Source organism: Streptomyces sp. NBC_01431, assembly GCF_036231355.1.
In the GTDB taxonomy this organism is placed as follows: Bacteria; Actinomycetota; Actinomycetes; order Streptomycetales; family Streptomycetaceae; genus Streptomyces.
Window position 1 is genome coordinate 7806420 of the sequence record NZ_CP109496.1, and the last position, 19788, is coordinate 7826207.

At 69.0% G+C, this 19788-nt stretch carries 15 protein-coding genes and 1 pseudogene; 10 read left to right on the top strand and 6 right to left on the bottom strand.

What is annotated here, in order from left to right; genetic code table 11:
- Positions 1 to 9: 9 nt before the first annotated feature.
- A complete protein-coding gene (locus tag OG522_RS35605) occupies positions 10 to 1005 on the bottom strand; it encodes an ABC transporter permease (protein WP_329467167.1) in 996 nt (331 codons plus the stop codon).
- Positions 1006 to 1192: 187 nt separating this feature from the next.
- Here OG522_RS35605 and OG522_RS35610 point away from each other — a divergent pair, with 187 nt between their 5' ends.
- The 7 genes and pseudogenes from OG522_RS35610 (at position 1193) to OG522_RS35640 (ending at position 10095) form a co-directional block, all read left to right on the top strand.
- Positions 1193 to 2191 (top strand): acetylxylan esterase, encoded by a 999-nt coding sequence (locus OG522_RS35610; protein WP_329467859.1) that lies wholly within the window; start codon positions 1193 to 1195, stop codon positions 2189 to 2191.
- A 130-nt stretch (positions 2192 to 2321) separates the two neighbouring features.
- Positions 2322 to 3389 (top strand): LacI family DNA-binding transcriptional regulator, encoded by a 1068-nt coding sequence (locus tag OG522_RS35615; RefSeq protein WP_443074795.1) that lies wholly within the window; start codon positions 2322 to 2324, stop codon positions 3387 to 3389.
- 126 nt (positions 3390 to 3515) lie between these two features.
- On the top strand, positions 3516 to 4823 hold the full coding sequence (locus OG522_RS35620) for an extracellular solute-binding protein (protein WP_329467168.1): 1308 nt from the start codon (positions 3516 to 3518) through the stop codon (positions 4821 to 4823).
- A 6-nt stretch (positions 4824 to 4829) separates the two neighbouring features.
- A complete protein-coding gene (locus OG522_RS35625) occupies positions 4830 to 5822 on the top strand; it encodes a carbohydrate ABC transporter permease (RefSeq protein WP_329467169.1) in 993 nt (330 codons plus the stop codon).
- Positions 5819 to 6685, top strand: coding sequence for a carbohydrate ABC transporter permease (locus OG522_RS35630; protein WP_329467170.1), 867 nt, complete (start codon positions 5819 to 5821; stop codon positions 6683 to 6685). The genes OG522_RS35625 and OG522_RS35630 overlap by 4 nt, the downstream gene beginning before the upstream one ends.
- Before the next feature lie 54 nt (positions 6686 to 6739).
- A complete protein-coding gene (locus OG522_RS35635; RefSeq protein ID WP_329467171.1) occupies positions 6740 to 8962 on the top strand; it encodes a beta-glucosidase family protein in 2223 nt (740 codons plus the stop codon).
- A 59-nt stretch (positions 8963 to 9021) separates the two neighbouring features.
- Positions 9022 to 10095: pseudogene (locus OG522_RS35640) on the top strand (endo-1,4-beta-xylanase).
- 222 nt (positions 10096 to 10317) lie between these two features.
- Here OG522_RS35640 and OG522_RS35645 read toward each other — a convergent pair.
- Positions 10318 to 10515 (bottom strand): jacalin-like lectin, encoded by a 198-nt coding sequence (locus OG522_RS35645; RefSeq protein ID WP_443074796.1) that lies wholly within the window; start codon positions 10513 to 10515, stop codon positions 10318 to 10320.
- Positions 10516 to 10727: 212 nt separating this feature from the next.
- Positions 10728 to 12770, bottom strand: a complete 2043-nt coding sequence (locus tag OG522_RS35650) for a glycoside hydrolase family 9 protein (protein WP_329467172.1) — start codon at positions 12768 to 12770, stop codon at positions 10728 to 10730.
- Positions 12771 to 13231: 461 nt separating this feature from the next.
- Between OG522_RS35650 and OG522_RS35655 the strand changes: the two genes are divergently transcribed.
- The 3 genes from OG522_RS35655 to OG522_RS35665 all read left to right on the top strand — a co-directional run bounded on the left by OG522_RS35655 (position 13232) and on the right by OG522_RS35665 (position 16049).
- Positions 13232 to 14254: a LacI family DNA-binding transcriptional regulator gene (locus tag OG522_RS35655; protein WP_329467173.1), complete on the top strand. Its 1023-nt coding sequence runs from the start codon at positions 13232 to 13234 to the stop codon at positions 14252 to 14254.
- Between the two features lie 304 nt (positions 14255 to 14558).
- A complete protein-coding gene (locus OG522_RS35660; RefSeq protein WP_443074797.1) occupies positions 14559 to 15242 on the top strand; it encodes a glycoside hydrolase family 11 protein in 684 nt (227 codons plus the stop codon).
- Positions 15243 to 15338: 96 nt separating this feature from the next.
- Positions 15339 to 16049, top strand: coding sequence for a polysaccharide deacetylase family protein (locus OG522_RS35665; RefSeq protein ID WP_329467175.1), 711 nt, complete (start codon positions 15339 to 15341; stop codon positions 16047 to 16049).
- Positions 16050 to 16441: 392 nt separating this feature from the next.
- On the opposite strand, the gene OG522_RS35675 is transcribed toward OG522_RS35665, so the two are convergent.
- Genes OG522_RS35675 through OG522_RS35685 form a run of 3 tightly spaced genes read right to left on the bottom strand, consistent with a single transcriptional unit; the run spans position 16442 to position 19744 of the window.
- On the bottom strand, positions 16442 to 17677 hold the full coding sequence (locus OG522_RS35675) for an ROK family transcriptional regulator (RefSeq protein WP_329467176.1): 1236 nt from the start codon (positions 17675 to 17677) through the stop codon (positions 16442 to 16444).
- Positions 17678 to 17690: 13 nt separating this feature from the next.
- Positions 17691 to 18971 carry a sugar ABC transporter permease gene (locus OG522_RS35680; RefSeq protein ID WP_329467177.1) on the bottom strand — a complete coding sequence of 427 codons (1281 nt, stop codon included), beginning with the start codon at positions 18969 to 18971 and terminating at the stop codon, positions 17691 to 17693.
- The gene (locus OG522_RS35685) at positions 18968 to 19744 is read right to left on the bottom strand and encodes an ATP-binding cassette domain-containing protein (RefSeq protein ID WP_329467178.1); all 777 of its coding nucleotides are present in this window, start codon (positions 19742 to 19744) and stop codon (positions 18968 to 18970) included. Before OG522_RS35685 ends, OG522_RS35680 begins: the two co-directional genes overlap by 4 nt.
- Between the last annotated feature and the right edge of the window lie 44 nt (positions 19745 to 19788).

Sequence of the window (19788 nt, forward strand, 5' to 3'; positions counted from 1 at the left end):
TCCTGGTGGTCACCACAGGCTCGTCCCCACTGTGCGGCGCGAGAGGAAATTGGAGGACGTGATCAGGACCAGGCCGATGACCGCCTCGAACAGGCCGATCGCGGCGGCGTAGCTGAAGCTGCTGGACTCGACGCCCGTGCGGTAGACGTACGTGGAGATCACGTCGGAGGTCTGATACGTCAGCGGGTTGTACAGGAGCAGGACCTTCTCGAAGCCCACGGCCATGAAAGTGCCGATGTTCAGGATCAGCAGAGTGATCATGGTGGGGCGGATACCCGGAAGCGTCACGTGCCAGGTCTGCTGCCAGCGATTGGCCCCGTCGATCCGCGCCGCCTCGTACAGGTCCTCGTCGATCGTGGTGAGCGCGGCGAGATAGAGGATCGTGCCCCAGCCTGCCGTCTGCCAGATCTCCGAGCCGACATAGACCGTGCGGAACCACTCGGGTTCCTGGATGAACCGGATCGGGTCGTGGCCGAACCAGCCGAGGACATGGTTGACCGGCCCGTCCGTCGCCAGCATCTGCATCGTGATGCCCGCGACGATCACGATCGACAGGAAGTGCGGCAGATACGAGACCGACTGCACGAATCGTTTGACCGCGCTGCGCCGCACCTCGTTCAGGAGCAGAGCGAGGACGATCGGCGCCGGAAAGCAGAAGACGAGCGTGAGGCCGCCCAGCCAGAGCGTGTTCCGGAAGACCTGCCAGAAGGTCGGGTCGTTCCAGAACATGTGCACGTAGCGCAGCCCTACCCATTCCTCGCCGAAGACCGAACCACCCGGCACGAAGCGGCGGAACGCGATCACGTTGCCGATCATCGGGAGGTAGCGGAAGACGAGGAAGAAGGCGATCGGCAGCACGGCCAGGGAGTACAACTGCCAATCCCGGCGCAGCGCTTGGCGCCAGGTCCGGCGGGCTTTGGGAGTGCCGCGCCGTTTCGGCGGCGGGGGCTCGGCAGGGGCGGCGGTGGCGCCGGGTGCCTCGCCCGTCACGGTCGGGGACGTCATACAGGGCCTTCCGTCACATGGGCTTCGCGTGGGCAGGGAAGGGTGTGACTGAGAAGTTACGAGAATCTTCCGGTAACGTCGCCGCAACCTAAGGGCCCTCCCTGTCTCTGTCAACGGGGCGCGGTAGTCCGGGAGTTGCCCGCTCTCCTGAAATGCGTTCACATCACTGAACTTCTGCGAGGTGCCCGTGCCTGCCTTCGACCTGCCCGTGCATGACCTGGAGCGGTACCGTCCGCCGCTGGAAGAACCGGCAGACTTCGATGCCTTCTGGCGCCAGACCCTGGCGCCGGCCGACCATCCTGAACCGCTGCTCGACGTTCAGCCCGTTGGCAACGGCCTGCGCCTCGTGGAGAGCTGGGACATCACCTTCCGCGGTTTCGCCGGTGACCCTGTCCGCGCCTGGTACACGCGGCCTGCACAGACCGCTGAACTCCTGCCCGGCGTCGTGGAGTTCGCCGGGTACGGGCGTGGGCGTGGCCTCCCGCACGAGCGGCTCACCTGGGCGAACGCCGGATACGCGCATCTGCTCATGGACAACCGCGGCCAGGGCGACCAGTACGGCAGCGGCGGCGCGACCCCCGATCCGCATGCCCAGGCCCCGGGCGGCCCCGGGCCGATCGTGCGGGGGCTCCTCGACCCGTACGACCACCACTACCGGCGTCTGATCACCGACGCCGTGTGCGCGGTCGCCGCGCTGCGGGCCCTGCCCGGTGTGGACCCGGCGCGGATCTCGGCCGTCGGCAACAGCCAGGGCGGGGGAGTGGCCCTCGCCGTCGCCGGCCTCGTCCCCGACCTCGCCGCGGCCCTGGTCACGGCCCCGCTGCTGTGCGGGATCCGGCGCGCCCTCGACCTGACCGACGCCGGGCCGTACGGGGAGGTCGCCGCCTATCTCGCCGTGCACCGGGGTGCGGAGGGCGCCGCGTACCGCACGCTGTCGTACGTCGAGGGGATCTCGTTCGCCCGTCGCGCCCAGGCCCCCGCTCACTTCGGCGTCGGCCTGCGTGACACCGTTTGCCCGCCGAGCGGCGTGTACGCGGCGTACCACCGCTACGGCGAACTGGCGGCGCACGATCCCGCACGGGAGATCCACGCCTACCCGTTCAACGGCCACGAGGGCGGTGACGCGGCTCATGTGCGACGGCAGCTGGACTGGTTGGCCGGGGTGGCCGTCGGGCGTCGGGCGTAGATTCGGGCGCACACGTCCGACGGGTCGGACGCGGCTGCTGCCTCGGCTGCCGGCCGGCCCTGCGTATGTTCTACGGTTTCCGGAAGACGCCCGATGTTTTTTCCGGGCGCGCAGCTATGGAGGTGGGACGGTGGCCCCGGACGGTGCCCAGCGCAAGACAGCCACGCGGAGTTCGGACGGGGGCGTCGGACCCGCCAAGGTGACGATCACCGAGATCGCGCGGGAGGCCGGAGTGTCCGTTCCAACCGTCTCGCGCGTCGTCAACGGCAGGTCGGACGTCTCGCCCGCGACGCGGGCCAGAGTCGAGGACCTGCTGCACCGGCACGGATACCGGCGAAAGTCGTCCGCTCCCGGTGACCGGGCGGTCCTGATTGATCTGGTCTTCAACGACCTGGACAGCCCTTGGGCGGTGGAGATCATCCGAGGGGTCGAGGAGGTCGCGCACGAGTCCGGCGTGGGTACCGTGGTCTCCGCGATCCACGACCGGGCGGGCGCGGCGCGGCAGTGGATGACGAATCTGCGGGCCCGCGCCTCGGATGGCGTGATCCTCGTGACCTCGGTCCTTGAGCCGGGGCTCCACGACGAACTGCGGCGCCTGGGCGTGCCGTTGGTGGTGATCGACCCGGCAGGTTCGCCCGCGTCGGAAGAGCCCACCATCGGCGCCACGAACTGGGCGGGCGGTATGGCGGCGACCGCGCATCTGCTCTCCCTCGGCCACCGCAGGATCGGGTTCATCGAGGGCCCGCCGCGGCTGCTGTGTGCGCGGGCCAGGCTCGACGGGTACCGGGCCGCGCTCGACGCGGCTGGCGTGCCGGTCGACGACGCTCTGGTGGTGCCCGGCGACTTCTATCACGCGTCCGGGTTCACCGGCTGCAACCAGCTGCTCGACCTCGACGACCCGCCGACTGCGATCTTCGCGGCCAGTGACCAGATGGCGCTCGGAGCGATCGAGGCGCTGCGCCGGCGTGGCCTGAGGGTGCCTGAGGACATGAGCATCGTCGGCTTCGATGATCTTCCGGAGGTGCGCTGGTCGTCGCCGCCGCTCACGACGGTGCGTCAACCATTGACGGACATGGGCAAGTTGGCCGCCCGCGTCGTCCTCGATCTGGCCCGATCGGTCGCGCCCGCGGCGTCCCGCGTGGAACTCGCGACCGAACTGGTGGTCAGGGCCAGTACGGCGGCGCCGGCCGAGGTGTAGAGATCCGGCATTCCGTAGGGGGTGTCAACAGCCCATTTTGTTAAGGCCGTTGACACCCCCTACGCATACCCGTAACTTCCGTGGCCGTCTCCCGATAGTTTTCAAATGTCTTCCGGAAGGTGTGCCATGCCAGACACTGCCCCTTCGTCTCTCTCCCGTCGCCGGTTCCTCGGGGTGGTCTCCGTCGCGGGTCTGGGCGCCGCCGTGCTCACGTCCTGCGGGGACTCCGACTCCGGCAGCGGCACGGACAGCCAGGGCAGGACCGTCTTCGAGTGGTGGCACATCCAGACCACCGAGCCCGGCAAGCACCTGTGGCCCGAGCAGGCCAAGGCGTACGAGAAGGCGCACCCCAAGATCAAGATCAAGCTCGTACCGCTGGAGAACGACGCCTTCAAGGCGAAGATGACGGCCCTCGTCGGTACGGGCAAGCTGCCCGACCTGTACAACACCTGGGGCGGCGGTGTCCTCAAGCAGCAGGTCGACGCCGGTCTTACCGAGGACATCACCGACGACGTCAAGGACTGGATCGGGGATCTGGTGCCCGCCTCGCGCAAGGCGTACGAGTTCGACGGCAAGACCTACGCCATTCCGGTCGACATCGGAGCAGTCGGCTTCTGGTACAACAAGGCGCTCTTCAAGAAGGCCGGGATCACCGTGCCGCCCGCGACCTGGGCCGAACTCCTGGACACGGTGCAGAAGTTGAAGGCGGCCGGTATCACGCCGATCGCCCTCGCGGGCAAGGAGAAGTGGCCCGGCATGTACTACTGGGCGTACCTTGCGATCCGTCTCGCCGGGGTCGACGGCATGCAGAAGGCCGCCGACGCGAAGGACTTCACCAGCGACGACTTCGTCAAGGCGGGCGAGCACCTGAAGCAACTCGTCGACCTGGACCCGTTCCAGAAGGGTTTCCTGGGTGCCTCATATCCGGGCCCGACCGGTGAGGGCGCCACCATGGGCAACGCCAAGGCGGCCATGGAGCTGATGGGCCAGTGGGCCCCCAACGTGCAGAAGTCGGAGGGCAAGGGTCTCGGTGAGGACCTCGGCTTCTTCCCCTTCCCGAGCGTCGACGGCGGCAAGGGCAAGTCCACCGACGTCTTCGGCGGAGGCGGCGGCTACGCGCTTCGCAAGGGCGGCCCCAAAGAGGCCCTCGACTTCCTGAAGTGGTTCGTCGGCCCCGAGAGCGACAGCAGGCTGGTCAAGGAAGGCGGCATGATTCCGGTGAACACCAAGGCCCGGGACGCGCTCACCGATCCCAACCTCAAGGCCGTCTCGGACCTGCTGAACGCGGCTACCGCCTTCCAGCTCTACCTCGACCAGGCCTACCCGCCCGCCGTCGGCCAGGAGATCAACGACTCGGTGGCCGCGCTCATCGCGGGCTCCAAGTCCCCCAAGCAGGTGGCCAGTTCCATCACGCAGGCCGCCAGGAGTCAGTAGATGATCATGACTTCGACCCAGATCAAGGACTCGGGTCCCGCCTTGGGTGCGGTGCCGCCGGTCGGCCAGGGCAGGAACCGCCAGCCCCTCGCCCGACGGGCGCGCGCCTGGCTGACCGCCTTCCTGTTCACCGTCCCCGGGCTCGCCCTGTTCCTCGTGTTCGTCGCGGTGCCGATCCTGTACGCGGCTTATGTATCCCTCTTCACCTGGGGTGGGTTCGGCTCGCCCTCGGACTTCGTTGGCGTGGACAACTTCACCCGCCTCTTCGAGGACCCGGTGTTCCTCGGCGACCTGTGGCGCGGTCTGCTTCTCGTGGTGCTCTCGCTCGGCCTGCAACTCCCGTTCGCCCTTGCCATGGCCGTGCTCCTCAACCAGAAGCTGCGCGGCCGAGCCGTCTATCGGATGCTGTTCTTCGCGCCGTACGTCCTGTCGGAAGTCATCACCGGCGTGCTGTTCTCGATGATCTTCGCGCCGGACAGCGGGCTCGCCGACAAGGTGCTCGGCGCTGTCGGCCTCGGCGGCGTCGGCGGGCTCTGGTTCGCCGGACAGAGCACCGTCATGGCTACCCTCTTCCTGGTCATGACCTGGAAGTACTTCGGCTTCCACATGATGCTGCTGTTGGCCGGGCTGCAGGGCATTCCGGCCGAACTCATGGAAGCCGCCCGCATCGACGGCGCGGGCGCCTGGCAGCGCTTTCGCCACATCACCCTGCCGCTTCTCGGGCCGACGATCCGGATGAGCATCTTCCTGTCCGTGATCGGCGCCATCCAGCTCTTCGACCTGGTGTGGGTGGTGACGCAGGGCGGCCCTGACCACCACTCCGAGACCATGGCGGTCACGATGTTCCAGTTCGGCTTCAAGCGCTACCAGATGGGGTACGCCAGCGCGATCTCGATCGTCATGTTCCTCATCAGCCTCGTCTTCGCGCTCTTCTATCAGCGCTATGTTCTGCGCCGCGACACCGAAGGCGCCCTCACGAACATGCGAGGTTCCCGATGACTGCCTCCGTTCCCGTGGTCACCGCCCGAGAAGCGACCCGCCGACGCAGACTGCGCTCCGTCCCGCTGTACGTGACCGTGTGGGTGATCGGCGCCGTCATGGTGACGCCACTGCTGTACGCGCTCATCTCCGGCTTCAAGTCCACCGATCAGCTCTCCGGCAACTCCTTCGGTCTGCCCTCGCCGTGGGTGACGAAGAACTACACCCAGATCCTCCAGGACAGCGCGTTCTGGCGGATGCTCGGCTCGTCGACCCTGATCGCCGTCGGAACGACCGTATTGACGGTCGGCGCCGCGGCGCTCGCCGCCTACGCCCTCGCTCGATTCGCCTTCCGGGGAAGGGAGTTCCTCTTCACCCTCTTCACGGTCGGCCTGATGTTCCCGTTCGCGGTGGCGATCCTGCCGCTGTTCGTGCTCCTGCGTACCTTCGGACTGCTCGACAACCCGTGGGGCGTGATCCTGCCGCAGGCCGCGTTCGGCCTCCCGATCACCGTCGTCATCCTGCGCAACTTCTTCCGGGAGATCCCGGGCGAGATCGAGGAGGCGGCCACGCTCGACGGCTGCTCCGCGTTCGGCTTCTTCTGGCGCATCCTGCTACCGATGGCGCGGCCGGCGCTCGGCACGGTCTCCGTCCTCGCCATCGTCGCCAGCTGGAACAACTTCCTTCTCCCGCTGCTCGTCTTCAGCGAACCCACCTGGTGGACCATCCCCGTCGGTGTCCAGCAGTTCCAGGGCCAGTACTCCAGCGACACCGCCCGCATCTTCGCCTACCTCGTCCTGTCGATGGCACCCGCTCTCGCCTTCTACGCGATCGCCGAGCGACAGCTGATCGGCGGCATCACGATGGGCGCGACAAAGGGCTGACCCTCCCACAACGCAGGCCAACGCCACGTACTCGTAACGCACTTGAGGAGTTTCATGGTCGAGCCATGGCAGGACACCACCCTGCCCGCCCACACCAGGGCGGCAGACCTGCTCGCCCGGATGACCACCCAGGAGAAGACCGCCCAGCTGTCCAGCGTGTGGATCGGCGCCGACACCGACGGGGCCGACGTCGCCCCCGGCCAGCACACCTACGCATCCCGCAGCGCGGCACTCGACGCGCTGCTCCCGTACGGACTCGGCCAGCTCACCCGCCCTTTCGGTACGGTCCCCGTCGAACCCACGGGCGGGGCTGCCCGCCTGGCCGACGTGCAGCGCATCATCCGCGCGGGCAACCGGTTCGCCCTGCCTGCTCTCGCCCACGAGGAGTGCCTGACCGGCTTCACCGCCTGGCAGGCCACCGTCTTCCCGACCCCGCTCGCCTGGGGGGCCACCTTCGACCCCGAGCTGATCACAGAGATGGCCGAAGCCATCGGCACGTCGATGCGGGCGGTTGGCATCCACCAGGGGCTCGCCCCGGTCCTGGACGTTGTGCGCGATGCCCGCTGGGGCCGGACCGAGGAGGCCATCGGTGAGGATCCGTACCTCGTCGCCACCCTCGGCACCGCCTACGTCCGCGGTCTGGAGGCGGCCGGGATCGTCGCCACGCTCAAGCACTTCGCGGGGTACTCCGCCTCCCGCGCGGCCCGCAACCACGCGCCCGCCTCACTCGGCCCGAGGGAGCTCGCGGACGTGATCCTGCCGCCGTTCGAGATGGCGATCCGCGACGGTGGCGCCCGCTCCGTGATGCCCGCCTACAACGACATCGACGGCCTGCCCGCCCACGCACACACGGCCCTGCTCACTCAACTCCTGCGGGAACAATGGGAGTTCACCGGCACCGTGGTCTCGGACTACTACGGTGTCTCGCTCCTTGAGGAAGCCCACCAGATCGCCGACGGTGAAGGTGCCGCCGCTCGCCTCGCCCTCGCGGCAGGTGTCGACGTCGAACTGCCCGCCGCCCGCTGCTTCAGCCCCGCCGACCCGCTTCCCGAGGACCTGCTCGACCGGGCCGCGCTGCGCGTCCTCATCCAGAAGTGCGAACTGGGACTGCTCGATCCCGACTGGGAGCCCGTCACCGGAGACGTGCCGGTCGACCTGGACCCGCCGCACATGCGGGAGCTGGCGCGGAGGGTCGCCGAGGAGTCGGTCGTTCTGCTCGCCAACGACGCCGGGGCGCTGCCGCTGAGCGACGGGCTGCGGATCGCCGTTGTCGGGCCGCTCGCCGACGAACAGGCGGCCATGCTGGGCTGCTACACCTTCCCCCGTCATGTAGGTGTGCATCACCCAGATCTCGCCACCGGAGTAGAGGTGTTGACGCTCGCCGAAGCGCTGCGTGCCGAGTTTCCGGGCGCCGCGTTCGTTGATGATCCTGCGGACGCCGATGTGGCCCTTGCCGTGGTCGGAGACCGGTCGGGCCTGTTCGGGCGCGGCTCGTCGGGCGAGGGCTGTGACGCCGAGGATCTCCAACTGCCGTATGGTCAGGCCGAGGTGCTCGACGAGACGATGGCGTGCGGCACACCCACCGTGCTCGTCGTGCTCAGTGGGCGGCCCTACGCACTCGGCCGCTGGGCTGCGCGTGCGGCCGCCGTCGTCCAGGCCTTCTTCCCCGGGCAGGAGGGCGGGCCCGCGGTCGCGGGGGTCCTCTCCGGCCGGGTCGAACCGTCGGGGCGGCTGCCGATCTCGGTGCCGCGCAGCCCCGGCGGTCAGCCCGCCCCGTACCTCGCACCGCCGCTCGCCCGACACGGCTTCCCCAGCACCGTGGACCCGACCCCGCTCTACCCCTTCGGGCACGGCCTGTCGTACACCGCGTTCAGTTGGGGTCAACCGCACTGTGATGCCCCGGAGTTCACCACCGACGGAGAGGCCTCCATCCGGCTGACCGTCCGCAACACCGGTGACCGGCCCGGCACAGAGGTCGTCCAGCTGTACCTCCACGACCCGGTCGGCACCGTCGCCCGCCCCGAGGTCCGGCTCGTCGGCTATGCGCGGGTGCCGCTCGATGCCGGGGCGTCCGCCGAGGTCCGCGCCACGTTCCCGGCCGACCTCGCCGCGTACACCGGAGCCGACGGCCGCCGTGTCGTCGAACCCGGCGCCCTCGAACTGCGCGTCGCCGCCTCCAGCGCCCACGTCCACCACACCGTGCCGCTCACCCTGACCGGCCCGGTGCGCGAGGTCGGGCACGCGCGTCGGATGCGCTGCGAGGTGCGCGTCAAGTAGCCGGACCCGCCGACGCACGCTCGACCAACGTTTCACGCCCCCAGTTGAGGAGATCGACCATGCGCCCCACTCGTGTCAGAACCGCCGCGCTCGCCGCCGCGACAGCCGTCCTGGCCGGCCTCGCCGTCACCCCCGCCGCACACGCGAGCACCGACCAGCACCGGGCCGGCCCCACGCTCGCCCAGCTCGCCGAGCGCACCGGCCGCTACTTCGGCTCCGCCGTCGACAACCCGGAGCTCAGCGACACCCCGTACGCCGACCTGCTCGGCAAGGAGTTCGACGCCACCACCCCCGGCAACGGCATGAAGTGGTAAGCCACCGAACCGCAGCGCGGTGTCTTCGACTTCACCGCGGGCGACGAGATCGTGGACTACGCCAAGTCCAAGGGCCTGAAGGTGCGCGGCCACACCCTCCTGTGGCACCAGCAACTGCCGAGCTGGCTCACATCCGGCACCTGGACGGCGGACGAACTCCGCTCCATCCTCAAGAACCACATCACCCACGTCGTCAGGCACTACAAGGGCAAGGTCTTCGCCTGGGACGTCGCCAACGAGATCATGAACGAGGACGGCACCTACCGCGAGAACATCTTCTACAAGACCATCGGCCCGTCCTACATCGCAGACGCCCTGCGCTGGGCCCACGCCGCCGACCCCAAGGTCAAGCTGTACCTGAACGACTACAACGTCGAGGCCATCGGCCCCAAGTCCGACGCCTACTACACGCTCATCAAGCAGCTCAAGGCCGACCACGTCCCGATCAACGGGTTCGGCATGCAGGCGCACCTGGCGCTCCAGTACGGCTTCCCGGACCGGTTGCGGCAGAACATCCGGCGTTTCGCCGACCTCGGCGTCGACGTCGCGATCACCGAGCTCGACATCCGCATGGTCCTGCCGTCCGACGCGACCAAGCTGGCTCAACAGGCCGACTGGTACGGCAAGGTGACTGACGCGTGCCTCAACGTGAAGCGCTGCGTCGGCATCACTGTGTGGGGCTACTCCGACAAGCACTCGTGGATCCCGTCCGTCTTCCCCGGTGAAGGCGCGGCCCTCCCGTGGGACGAGAACCTCGCCCACAAGCCCGCGTACGGCGCCATCCATGACGCGCTCGCCACCGCGGCGAAGGAGGACTGAGGCCGGGATCCGCCCACGCCTGTCCGCGGTCGCGGTCCCCGTCAGCCGCGGTGGGCCGCGATCGGCTTCCGGTACCAGTTCCCCGTGCACTGGGGCGGCGTCTGTTTCGCCTCGTTCAACGCCGATGGCCGACCCGGGACGCGTCAACGGGGTCGGTGACGGTCGCGCCCTCCGGGACTGGCAGCGCTCCGCGGGCCACGCACCTTTGACCCGAAGCGGACGTCAGCGCCGGATGTCGATGAAGCCGATCTTGTCGACCTCGTCGTCGGCGCGGCCGTGGAAGCCGGCGATCTGCCAGCCGTCGGGGCGGTGTGGGTGACGCAGTCTGAGGTCGTCGAGCCACCGGCCGGCGTGCGGCCGAGGTTCGTAGTGAGCCCGGCGTAGAAGATCCGCGTCCGGCCGTCTTGCTGGGCCCGGCACAGGCGCGCGGTGGTCAGGTACTCACCGGTGCCGAGTGTCAGGACGGACCCAGTGCCGCCGGCGCCGCCACGGAGAGTCCGCACAGAGTGGCGGCCGCTGTCGTGAGACAGGCGAGAAGCCTGCGCATGGGATCTCCTGGAGAGTGCCCGCAAACGGGTGGGGGGAGGTAAGGCCGGGGCGGGACCATACGCGCCGCCCCGGCCGAACGTGCATCAGGTGCAGGCGTGCCCGTTGAGCGAAAAGGCGGTGGGGACTGGGTTGGCACCGGTGTGCGTTCCCTGGAATCCGAAGCTGACGGTCGCGCCGGGCGCGATGCCGCGGTTCCAGTCGGCGTCGTGGGCGGTGACGGCGGTGCCGTCCTGGGTGACGGTCGCGTTCCAGGCGCTCGTGACGCGCTGACCGCCCGCATAGGCCCATGTGAGCTGCCATCCGTCCACGGTGGTCGAGCCCGTGTTCTTGACGGTGACCGTCGCGGTGAAGCCGGTGCTCCAGACGTTGTCGTTCTTGTACGTCACCGCGCAGACGCCGGTGGAGGATCGCTCGGCGGCGTAGGCGGCGAGCCAGGCCAGCGGGGCGTTCCAGTTGATCGCCACCTCGTTCGTGGAGTACGAGCCGATGTCGTCGATGTAGCAGGCGGCGGGTGCGCAGCCCTGAAGCTTCTCCTTCGCCACCGGGTCGTCGAGTGCGCTGTCGGGTCCGCCCGCGAGGGAGCCCGCCGGAGGGTGGGGGAGCGAGGCGTCCAACTGGTGCGCCCAGAAGCGGTGGTGCTGGTTCTGCGAGGACTTCGTGCCGTACCCGGTCACATAGGACTGGCCGAGGGCGTTGCGACCGAGCAGGTAGTCCATCGTCTCCAGCGCGCCGGTGCGGTAGCGCCCGTCGCCGGTCAGCTCCGCGGCTGTGGCCAGGACGATCGCGTCGTTCGCGACCTCGCCGTTGGAGCCCCAGAAGTAGCCGTCCGCCGGGACGGGCACCGCGTAGCCCTGGGTGGCCATCCGGGACACGTAGCCGTCGGCCGCGGAGGTCACCGAGGAACGGATACGGGCCAGGTCGTCCGCAGGCAGCCCGTTGGGGACGGTGGCAAGGGTGAGCCGGCCGAGCGCAGCCGTGTCCGCCCAGCCGAACCCGTAGGCTGAGAGTGCAGTTGAGGAGGTGTGCCAAGGGGAGTTGGTGACCGCGTCGCGGTAGCCGCTCTCCCCGGTCGTGGCGTACAGCTCGGCCGCTGCCCAGTAGAACTCGTCGCTGACCTGGGTGTTGTCGTACGCGCCGCCGCCCGTGCTGTCGGAAGCGGGCGCGTACAGGGCCGGGTTGGCCTGCGCCGCCGTCCAGGCCCGGCGGGCGGCCGACAAGCAGCGGTCGGCGAACGCGGGGTCGTACGGACGGAAGACCCGGGCGCACTGTGCGGCGGACGCCGCGAGGTTGAGGGTCGCCGCCGTGGACGGCCGGTGCAGCTCGCGGGGTTGTGGGTCCTGGTCGGGGCGGAGCGGCATTCCGGTCCAGGCGGCGTCGTGGACCTTGTGGAACGCCATGCCCGCGTATGGCTTGCCCTCGGGCACTTGCATACGCATCAGGAAGTCGAGTTCCCAGTGTGCCTCGTCGAGGATGTCGGGTATGCCGTTGCCGCGCTCGGGGATGCGCAGGGTCGAGTCGCCCAGTTCCGCATCCGCGCCCGCACGCTTGGCCCGCTCAAAGGAGTTGACCATCAGCCAGGTCGACAGGCCGCCGTTCACCACGTACTTGCCCTGGTCACCAGCGTCGTACCAGCCGCCCCTCACGTCCCGGGTGTAGTCGCACACGGTGGCCTGGCAGGGGACGGAGGTGTCGCCCTGGTTGGGCGCGACGCCGAGGTGCCCGGCCGGGCGCGCGTAGGCGGGTCCCACCAGCGAGGCCTCGATGGGAATGCCGCTGCGCTGGTGGTAGAAGAACGCCATCGTGTCGGAGCGCAGCGAGTCGTACAGGTTCGCGCGGATGTCGAAGGGGGTGCTCACACTGCCGTCCACGGCAAGGACGTAACCCGAGCCGGAGCCACGGTACGCGGAGAAGTCGGCCACCTGGACGGACTGCCCGGAGGGGGTGTCCGCGCCGCGTGGGACGGCGGTTCCGGAGGCGACCGCAGCCCCGGAAGTGTCGCGCAACTGCCAAGTGAGCGGCTGTGCCGCCGTGGTGACGACGGTGGCGCGCTTGGGGCCGTCGGGTAGGTATCCGACCTGGTTGACACGTACGGCCGTGGTCCCCGCCGCGGACGCCGGTGTGGGCATGGCCAGGAGGCCGCCGAGGAGGAGGGAGCCCGTCAGCAGAGTGGCGGCGAGACGTCTGGTGGGGCCTAATGGCGGGGCGGCGGGCATGAGCGGCTCCTGGGGGCGGGGCTGATCAGCAGGGGAGGCGGTCTGGGCGCGCTGTGCCCAAGTGCCGCCAGAGGATGGGGCATTGTCGCGGCCTGCGCCGGGTTCGTTCTCGCTGCCTGATGGGCGTAGGGAGTGCCAGAGGCGGGAGCGCTCCCACGGTCGAGATGGCGCACGCCGATCGAGAAATCGAGGGGGTGTAGCGAACGGTATTGACGCACGGGACTGACGTCAACAGGTGTGTCTCGTCCCGGAGTTGATGATGTGGCCGTGTTGCTTGGCTGTGCCCGGCGGAGTGGACGGTCGGCCCCGTGCCTCGCCTCGAAACCTTTCGAGCGGTCAACGCATCGCCCTGTGTGGGGGGTTGACCGTGCCTTATGCTCCATGCCATGCGAGATGGCGAGGGGCTTGGACGCATCACTCTGGCGCAGGTGGCCCAGCTGGCGGGGGTCTCCATTTCCACAGTTTCGAAGGTGCTCAACGGGCGGCAGGACGTGGCCGCGCCGACCCGCGTCAAGGTGGAGCGAGTCCTGGACGACCACGCCTACCGCCGCACCACCCGGGCCGCCGGCGAGGCGCCGCTGATCGAGCTCGTCTTCCACGAACTGGAGAGCGTCTGGGCCCTGGAGCTCATCCGCGGTGTGGAGAAGGTCGCCAAGGCCAGCGGCGCCAGCGTGGTGCTCACCGAGAGCGGGACCCGCCAGGCGCCGGGTCCCGAGTGGATCGAGGGTGTGCTGCGGCGCAGGCCGCGCGGGGTGGTCCTGGTCTTCTCCACACTGCCGGCCGAGGTGAAGCAGCAACTGCGCTCACGCTCCATCCCGTTCGTCGTCATCGACCCGGCCGGTGACCCCGACCCGGACGTGCCCTCAGTGGGCTCCGCGAACTGGAGCGGGGGTGTGGCCGCCACGCGGCATCTGGTCCAGCTCGGCCACCGCCGCATCGGCATCATCACGGGGCCCGAGGACATGCTCTGCTCGCTGGCCCGGCTCGACGGCTACCGTTCGGCGCTCGGCATGGCGGGCCTTGGGGCGGATCCCGAACTCGTGCGGTACGGCGACTTCCACGTCGAGGGCGGTCGCGAGCGGGCGGCCGAGCTGCTGGACCTGGCCGATCCGCCGACCGCGATCTTCGCGGGCAGCGACCTCCAGGCCCTCGGCGTCCTTGAGGCGGCCCGGCTGCGGGACCTGCGCGTCCCGCACGATCTGTCGGTGGTCGGATACGACGACGTACCGCTGGCGCAGTGGTCGAGTCCAGCACTCACGACGGTCCATCAGCCGCTGCGTGAGATGGCTGAGAGCGCGACCCGGATGCTGCTGCGACTGCGGGCACAGGAGGCGGTGACGACCCGGCTCGAACTCGCCACGAGCCTCGTCGTGCGGCAGAGCACAGCCGCGCCCTGAGGCAGCGCCTTGTACAGGCGGTCGGCCTGATAGTCGGAAGAGTTTCGGAAGCTCCTTCCGCCTGACGCTCCGTCATGCTCCGAGCATTCCGCTCTTTCGAGCAAAATCTCTTGGTGCGCGCCCCGAAAGGACTTGTGGTCAGGGAAGTTGAGGCGCAGCGAGCGAATGTCGCGGAACGATTGTTTCGCTCTTCTTGTCGAAACAGTTGACAGTGCGCAAGCCCGCCATCAACCTATCGACGTCGACCAGGCACCTCAATGGCTGTGCAGCCTCTCGCAGGCCCCCACCAGGAGGAAGCATGAACATGCGCGACAAGCCCCCCGCAACGCCCATGAACCGACGCACCTTCATCGGCACGGCCGGTGCCCTCGCGGTGGGCGCGTCCACGCTGGCGCTGCCGGGCACCGCGTACGCGGACACGACCATCACAACCAGCCAGACCGGCACCAACAACGGCTACTACTATTCGTTCTGGACCGACGCCCCCGGCAGCGTCTCCATGGCCCTTTCCTCCAGCGGCAGTTACAGCACCTCCTGGCGCAACACGGGGAACTTCGTGGCGGGCAAGGGCTGGGCCAACGGTTCCCGGCGGACCGTGAACTACTGGGGTTCCTTCAGCCCTTCCGGCAATGGCTATCTGTCGCTCTACGGCTGGACGTCGAACCCGCTCGTCGAGTACTACATCGTCGACAACTGGGGCACCTACCGGCCCACCGGCACGTACAAGGGCACTGTCACCAGCGACGGCGGCACCTACGACATCTACGAGACGACGCGGTACAACGCCCCGTCCGTCGAAGGCACCAAGACCTTCAACCAGTACTGGAGCGTCCGGCAGTCCAAGCGCACCGGGGGATCCATCACCACCGGGAACCATTTCGACGCGTGGGCCCGAGCAGGGATGCCGCTGGGCAGCCTCACGTACTACATGATCCTGGCGACCGAGGGCTACCAGAGCAGCGGAAGCTCCAACATCACCGTGACCTGAGCGAGTTGGGCCTGTCCGGTGGCCCTGCTGGTCAAGCCCCCGTCCCGTCTCCAGTCCCCGTCCCGCCTCTCTCCTCAGACCGGAGGAGCTACCCGTATGAGAACCCCGCCGGAAACCACCCACCATCCTCGCGCGTCACGCTCCCTCATAGCGAAGGTGGCCGTCGTCGCCACGCTCGGCGCCTGCACCGTCGCCGTCGACACCGGTGCCTCGGCACAGGCCGCCGCCTGCACCGGCTACGTCGGCCTTACCTTCGATGACGGCCCGTCCGCCAGCACACCGGCGCTGCTCGACACGCTCCGGCAGAACGGGCTGCGCGCCACCATGTTCAACGAGGGGCGGTACGCCGCCGCCAATCCCTCCCTCGTGCGCGCGCAGGTCGCCGCCGGAATGTGGGTCGGCAACCACAGCTACACCCACCCGCACCTGCCCCAACTCGGCCAGGCGCAGATCGACTCCGAGATCTCCCGGACCCAGCAGGCCATCGCGAACGCGGGCGGCGGCACGCCCCGGCTGTTCCGTCCTCCCTATGGTGAGACCAGCGCGACGGTGAGGTCCGTCGAGACCAAGTACGGCCTGAGAGAGGTCCTTTGGGACGTCGACTCGCAGGACTGGAACGGCGCGAGTACCGACGGGATCGTACAGGCGGCGGCGCGGCTCGCAAGCGGCCAGATCATCCTCATGCACGACTGGGCGGCCAACACACGCGCCGCGATCCCGCGCATCGCGCAGGGGCTGACGGGCCGGGGTCTGTGTGCCGGGATGATCTCCCCGCAGACCGGCCGTGCGGTGGCCCCGAACGGCTGACACCACCGACGTTCTCTCATGGATGCTTCACGCGGTGGTGCAGGAAGGGCCGGACGCCTGCACTGATTCCGGCAGTCCGGCTTGCCGGGCGGGGCGTATCCCGGGCAGCTGGGCTGGCAACCCGTCTCGCCCTCTCCCCCGGCTTCCGTCCGACGGAAGTGCCGTTGGGGCCCATGTCGTTGAAGGTCCGGCCGGGAGACCAATCCTCGCCACGCTGCGGGAAGCGGGCGCCGAGGTCCTCTACTCCTGCACACCGAGGGCACGTGCGGCACGTGCGGGACAGACGTGCAGGACGGGGAGGTCGACCACCGCGACAGTGTGCTGACCGCACCGGAACGGGCCCGCCACGACACGTTGATGGTTGTGCGTGTCCCGAGCGAAGGGCGAACGGCTCACCGTGGATCTGTGACTGCGTGAGTGCGGCCGCCTTCGTTCTGAGCCAGTGCTTCCACAGGGCCCACCAGGAGCTGGGAGAAGGCGAGTTCGGCCGCGCCGATGAGCACCGCGTCGTCGCCGAGCTCGCCGACGCGCAGCTTCAGATGCTCACGCGAGGGGGTGAGGGCATGGCTGTTGATACGGCTGCGGATCTGGGCGGCGGAGCCGAGGAACACCTCGCGGAGCGTTCCGCCGAAGATGACGGTGCGGGGGTTGAGGAGGTTGACCAGGTTGGCGACACCGATGCCGAGCCAGTCACCGATGTCGTGCAGGGCCCCGCGGGCGCTGACGTCACCCCGATCGGCTGCTTCGACGACGGCGCGTACCGCCTCTCGGCCGGTGTCCGACGGGCCCCGGCCGGCTGCCTCCAGCAGTGCACGCTCGCCCGCCTCGGCCTCCAGACAGCCTCGGGCCCCGCACCCACAGCGTCTGCCGTCGCGGGGGTTGACCAACATGTGCCCCACCTCACCGCCGTAGCCCGAGTCGCCGCCCAGCAGGTGGCCGCCGGAGATGATGCCGCCGCCGATCCCGATGTCGCCGTGGAGGTACACCAGGTCCTGGCAGCCGGTGCCCGCACCTCGCAGGTGTTCGGCGAGGGCGCCGAGACTGGCCTCGTTCTCGACCGTCACGGGGACTCCGAGACCCAGGCGGCGGGTGAGGTCCGCGCCGAACTCCTCGTCCATCCAGTCGACGTAGGGAGCGGCCCGGACCGTGCCGTCAGACCTGCGCACGGTGCCACGCACAGCGGCGCCCACACCGACACAGACGGTTCCTTGGCGGGCGGAGCCCACCGTCTGCCGGGCGAAACCCACGAGCGCTTCGGTCACTTCGCGGGCGCCACGGTGGCCGGGCGGCAGGAGGGTCTCGCGGCGGTCGAGGAACGCTCCGCCCAGGCCGATGCGTGCGGCGGTCAACCGGTCCACCCCGACGTCGAAGGCGAGGACGTACGCCTGGTCGGACTCGGGCCGTACGACCAAGGAAGGCCGCCCCGCTCGGCCGGTGTCCCGGGGCAGTTCCTCACGTACCAGGCCCGCCGAGGCCAGTTCGCTGACGAGTCCGAGGATGGTGCTGCGGTTGAGGCCCATGCGATCGGTCAGGGCGGCCCGCGACAGCGAGCCGCTGATGTGCACGTGGCGGAGCAGGGTGCCGAGGTTGTGCCTGCGGATCTCCTCCAGCGAGGGACCGGCCTTCATCGCCCCCCAGACGTCATCGCTGTGCGGAACGGCGTCGGGACAGTGCGTCGATGCCCGCCGCCACGAGCAGAACCGAACCCGTGACAGCGTACTTGACCCCCGAGCTGTACCCCATCAGCCCCATGCCGTTCTGGATGACCGCGACGACCATGCCGCCGAGCACGGCGTCCATGGCCCTGCCCCGGCCGCCGAACAGGCTGGTTCCGCCGATCACCGCCGCTCCGACCGCGAGCAGAAGCACGTTGCTGCCACCGGTGTTGGGGTCGACCGAGTTGCCCCGGGACGCCGCGATGATGCCGCCGACCGCAGCCAAGGACGAACAGATCACGAACGCGGCGATGCGGATGGCGGCCACGTTGATTCCTGCCCGCCGCGCCGCCTCGGCGTTGCCGCCCACCGCGTAGAAGTGCAGCCCGAACGAGGTGCGCTGGAGCACGAAGGTACCGGCGACGAGGAGGACGACGACGACGGGCACCACGATCGGCACGCCTTTGAGTGAGTCGACGACGACGTTGCGGCTGCGCTCCTGGTTGAGCAGTTGGACGGCGACCGCGCCGAGCACGGCCAGGCTTCCGATCCTGACCGCGAGCAGAGTGGGCGGCGCGGTGGTGAGGGACCGCTGGGCGCGGTTGCGGTTCTGCCGGAACTGGATGGCCGCGTAGCCCGCGACGCTGAGCGCCAGCAGGACCCAGCCGAGCGCGGGGGAGAGGTTGTTGTTGGCGACGGCCAGGATCGTCCTGTCCTGGATGGAGATGTTCGTGCCCTCCTTCAACAGCATCAGCACGATGCCCTGGAAACCGAGGAAAGCGGCGAGGGTGACCACGAAGGAGGGGATGCCTATCTTCGCCACGAGGACACCGAGCAGCAGGCCGATGACGGTACCGGTGAGGATGGCCGCGCCTACGGCTCCGTACCAGGGCCACCCGTTGTCGGTGAGCAGGATGGCCAGGACGGCGGCGCAGACTCCGCTGGCGTACCCGGCGGACAGGTCGATCTCGCCGAGGAGGAGGACGAAGACCAGCCCCATGGCGATGACGATGCTTCCCGCGCCTTGGGTGAGCAGATTCGCGAAGTTCAGTTCGGACAGGAAGACAGGGCGCAGGACGGCGAAGAAGATGCAGAGGACGATCAGTCCGAGAACGGCGGGAAGGGCGCCCAGATCGCCGCCGCGCACCCGGTCGACGTAGGCGCGGGCGATCGAGCGCAGACGCGTGGCGCCGTTCGCCGCGTTCTTGCCAGGCGGGCCCGGGTCTGCCGGCGTCTCTGACCTCTCAGGGGTGAGAGCGGCGGTCATAGGGCGGCTCCGTTGGTGGTGGCGAGGCCGAGTTCTCCGCTGCGGCCCGAGGTGATGAGTTCGACGACCTGGGAGTACGTCACGTCCGACGCTTTGACCTGGGCTGCCATCCGGCCCAGGTACAGGGCGGCGATGCGGTCGGACACCGCGAAGACGTCGTTCATGTTGTGCGAGATCAGGACCACGGCGATGCCGCTGTCGGCGAGCCGTCGGACCAGTTCGAGGACCTGTGCCGTCTGAGCGACACCGAGGGCGGCGGTCGGCTCGTCGAGGATGACCACCTTGCTGTTCCACAGCACCGCTTTGGCGATGGCCACCGTCTGCCTCTGGCCTCCGGAGAGGCTGGAGACCTGCTGGCGGATCGACTTGACGGTCCGCACCGACAACCCTTCGAGGGTCTTGGCGGCCATCTCCTCCATCGTCGCGTTGTCCAGCACGAGCCCTCGGCGTTTCTCGCGGCCGAGGAACATGTTCTGGACGATGTCGAGGTTGTCGCACAGGGCCAGGTCCTGATAGACGATCTCGACACCCAGGGCCGCCGCGTCGCGCGGGCTGTGCACGTGCACCTGCTCGTCCTCGAACAGGTACTCACCGCCGTCGATCGGGTGGATGCCGCCGATGCACTTGACCAGAGTGGACTTGCCGGCTCCGTTGTCCCCCACGAGGGCGGTCACCTCGCCCGGGTGGATGTCGAAGGACACGTCGTGCAGCACCTGTACAGGCCCGAAACTCTTCTCGATCCCGCGCAGTTGGAGGGTCGGGGTCGCTGTCATGGAAGACGGCTCCTTACGGTCATGAGACCGCGGGCCACGGGCGT

Coding starts and splice junctions, on each gene's coding strand:
- OG522_RS35605 (WP_329467167.1), bottom strand. CDS start 1,005: ATGACGTCCCCGACCGTGACGGGCGAGGCACCCGGCGCCACCGCCGCC.
- OG522_RS35620 (WP_329467168.1), top strand. CDS start 3,516: ATGCCAGACACTGCCCCTTCGTCTCTCTCCCGTCGCCGGTTCCTCGGG.
- OG522_RS35625 (WP_329467169.1), top strand. CDS start 4,830: ATGACTTCGACCCAGATCAAGGACTCGGGTCCCGCCTTGGGTGCGGTG.
- OG522_RS35630 (WP_329467170.1), top strand. CDS start 5,819: ATGACTGCCTCCGTTCCCGTGGTCACCGCCCGAGAAGCGACCCGCCGA.
- OG522_RS35635 (WP_329467171.1), top strand. CDS start 6,740: ATGGTCGAGCCATGGCAGGACACCACCCTGCCCGCCCACACCAGGGCG.
- OG522_RS35650 (WP_329467172.1), bottom strand. CDS start 12,770: ATGCCCACACCGGCGTCCGCGGCGGGGACCACGGCCGTACGTGTCAAC.
- OG522_RS35655 (WP_329467173.1), top strand. CDS start 13,232: ATGCTCCATGCCATGCGAGATGGCGAGGGGCTTGGACGCATCACTCTG.
- OG522_RS35660 (WP_443074797.1), top strand. CDS start 14,559: ATGCGCGACAAGCCCCCCGCAACGCCCATGAACCGACGCACCTTCATC.
- OG522_RS35665 (WP_329467175.1), top strand. CDS start 15,339: ATGAGAACCCCGCCGGAAACCACCCACCATCCTCGCGCGTCACGCTCC.
- OG522_RS35675 (WP_329467176.1), bottom strand. CDS start 17,677: ATGAAGGCCGGTCCCTCGCTGGAGGAGATCCGCAGGCACAACCTCGGC.
- OG522_RS35680 (WP_329467177.1), bottom strand. CDS start 18,971: ATGACCGCCGCTCTCACCCCTGAGAGGTCAGAGACGCCGGCAGACCCG.
- OG522_RS35685 (WP_329467178.1), bottom strand. CDS start 19,744: ATGACAGCGACCCCGACCCTCCAACTGCGCGGGATCGAGAAGAGTTTC.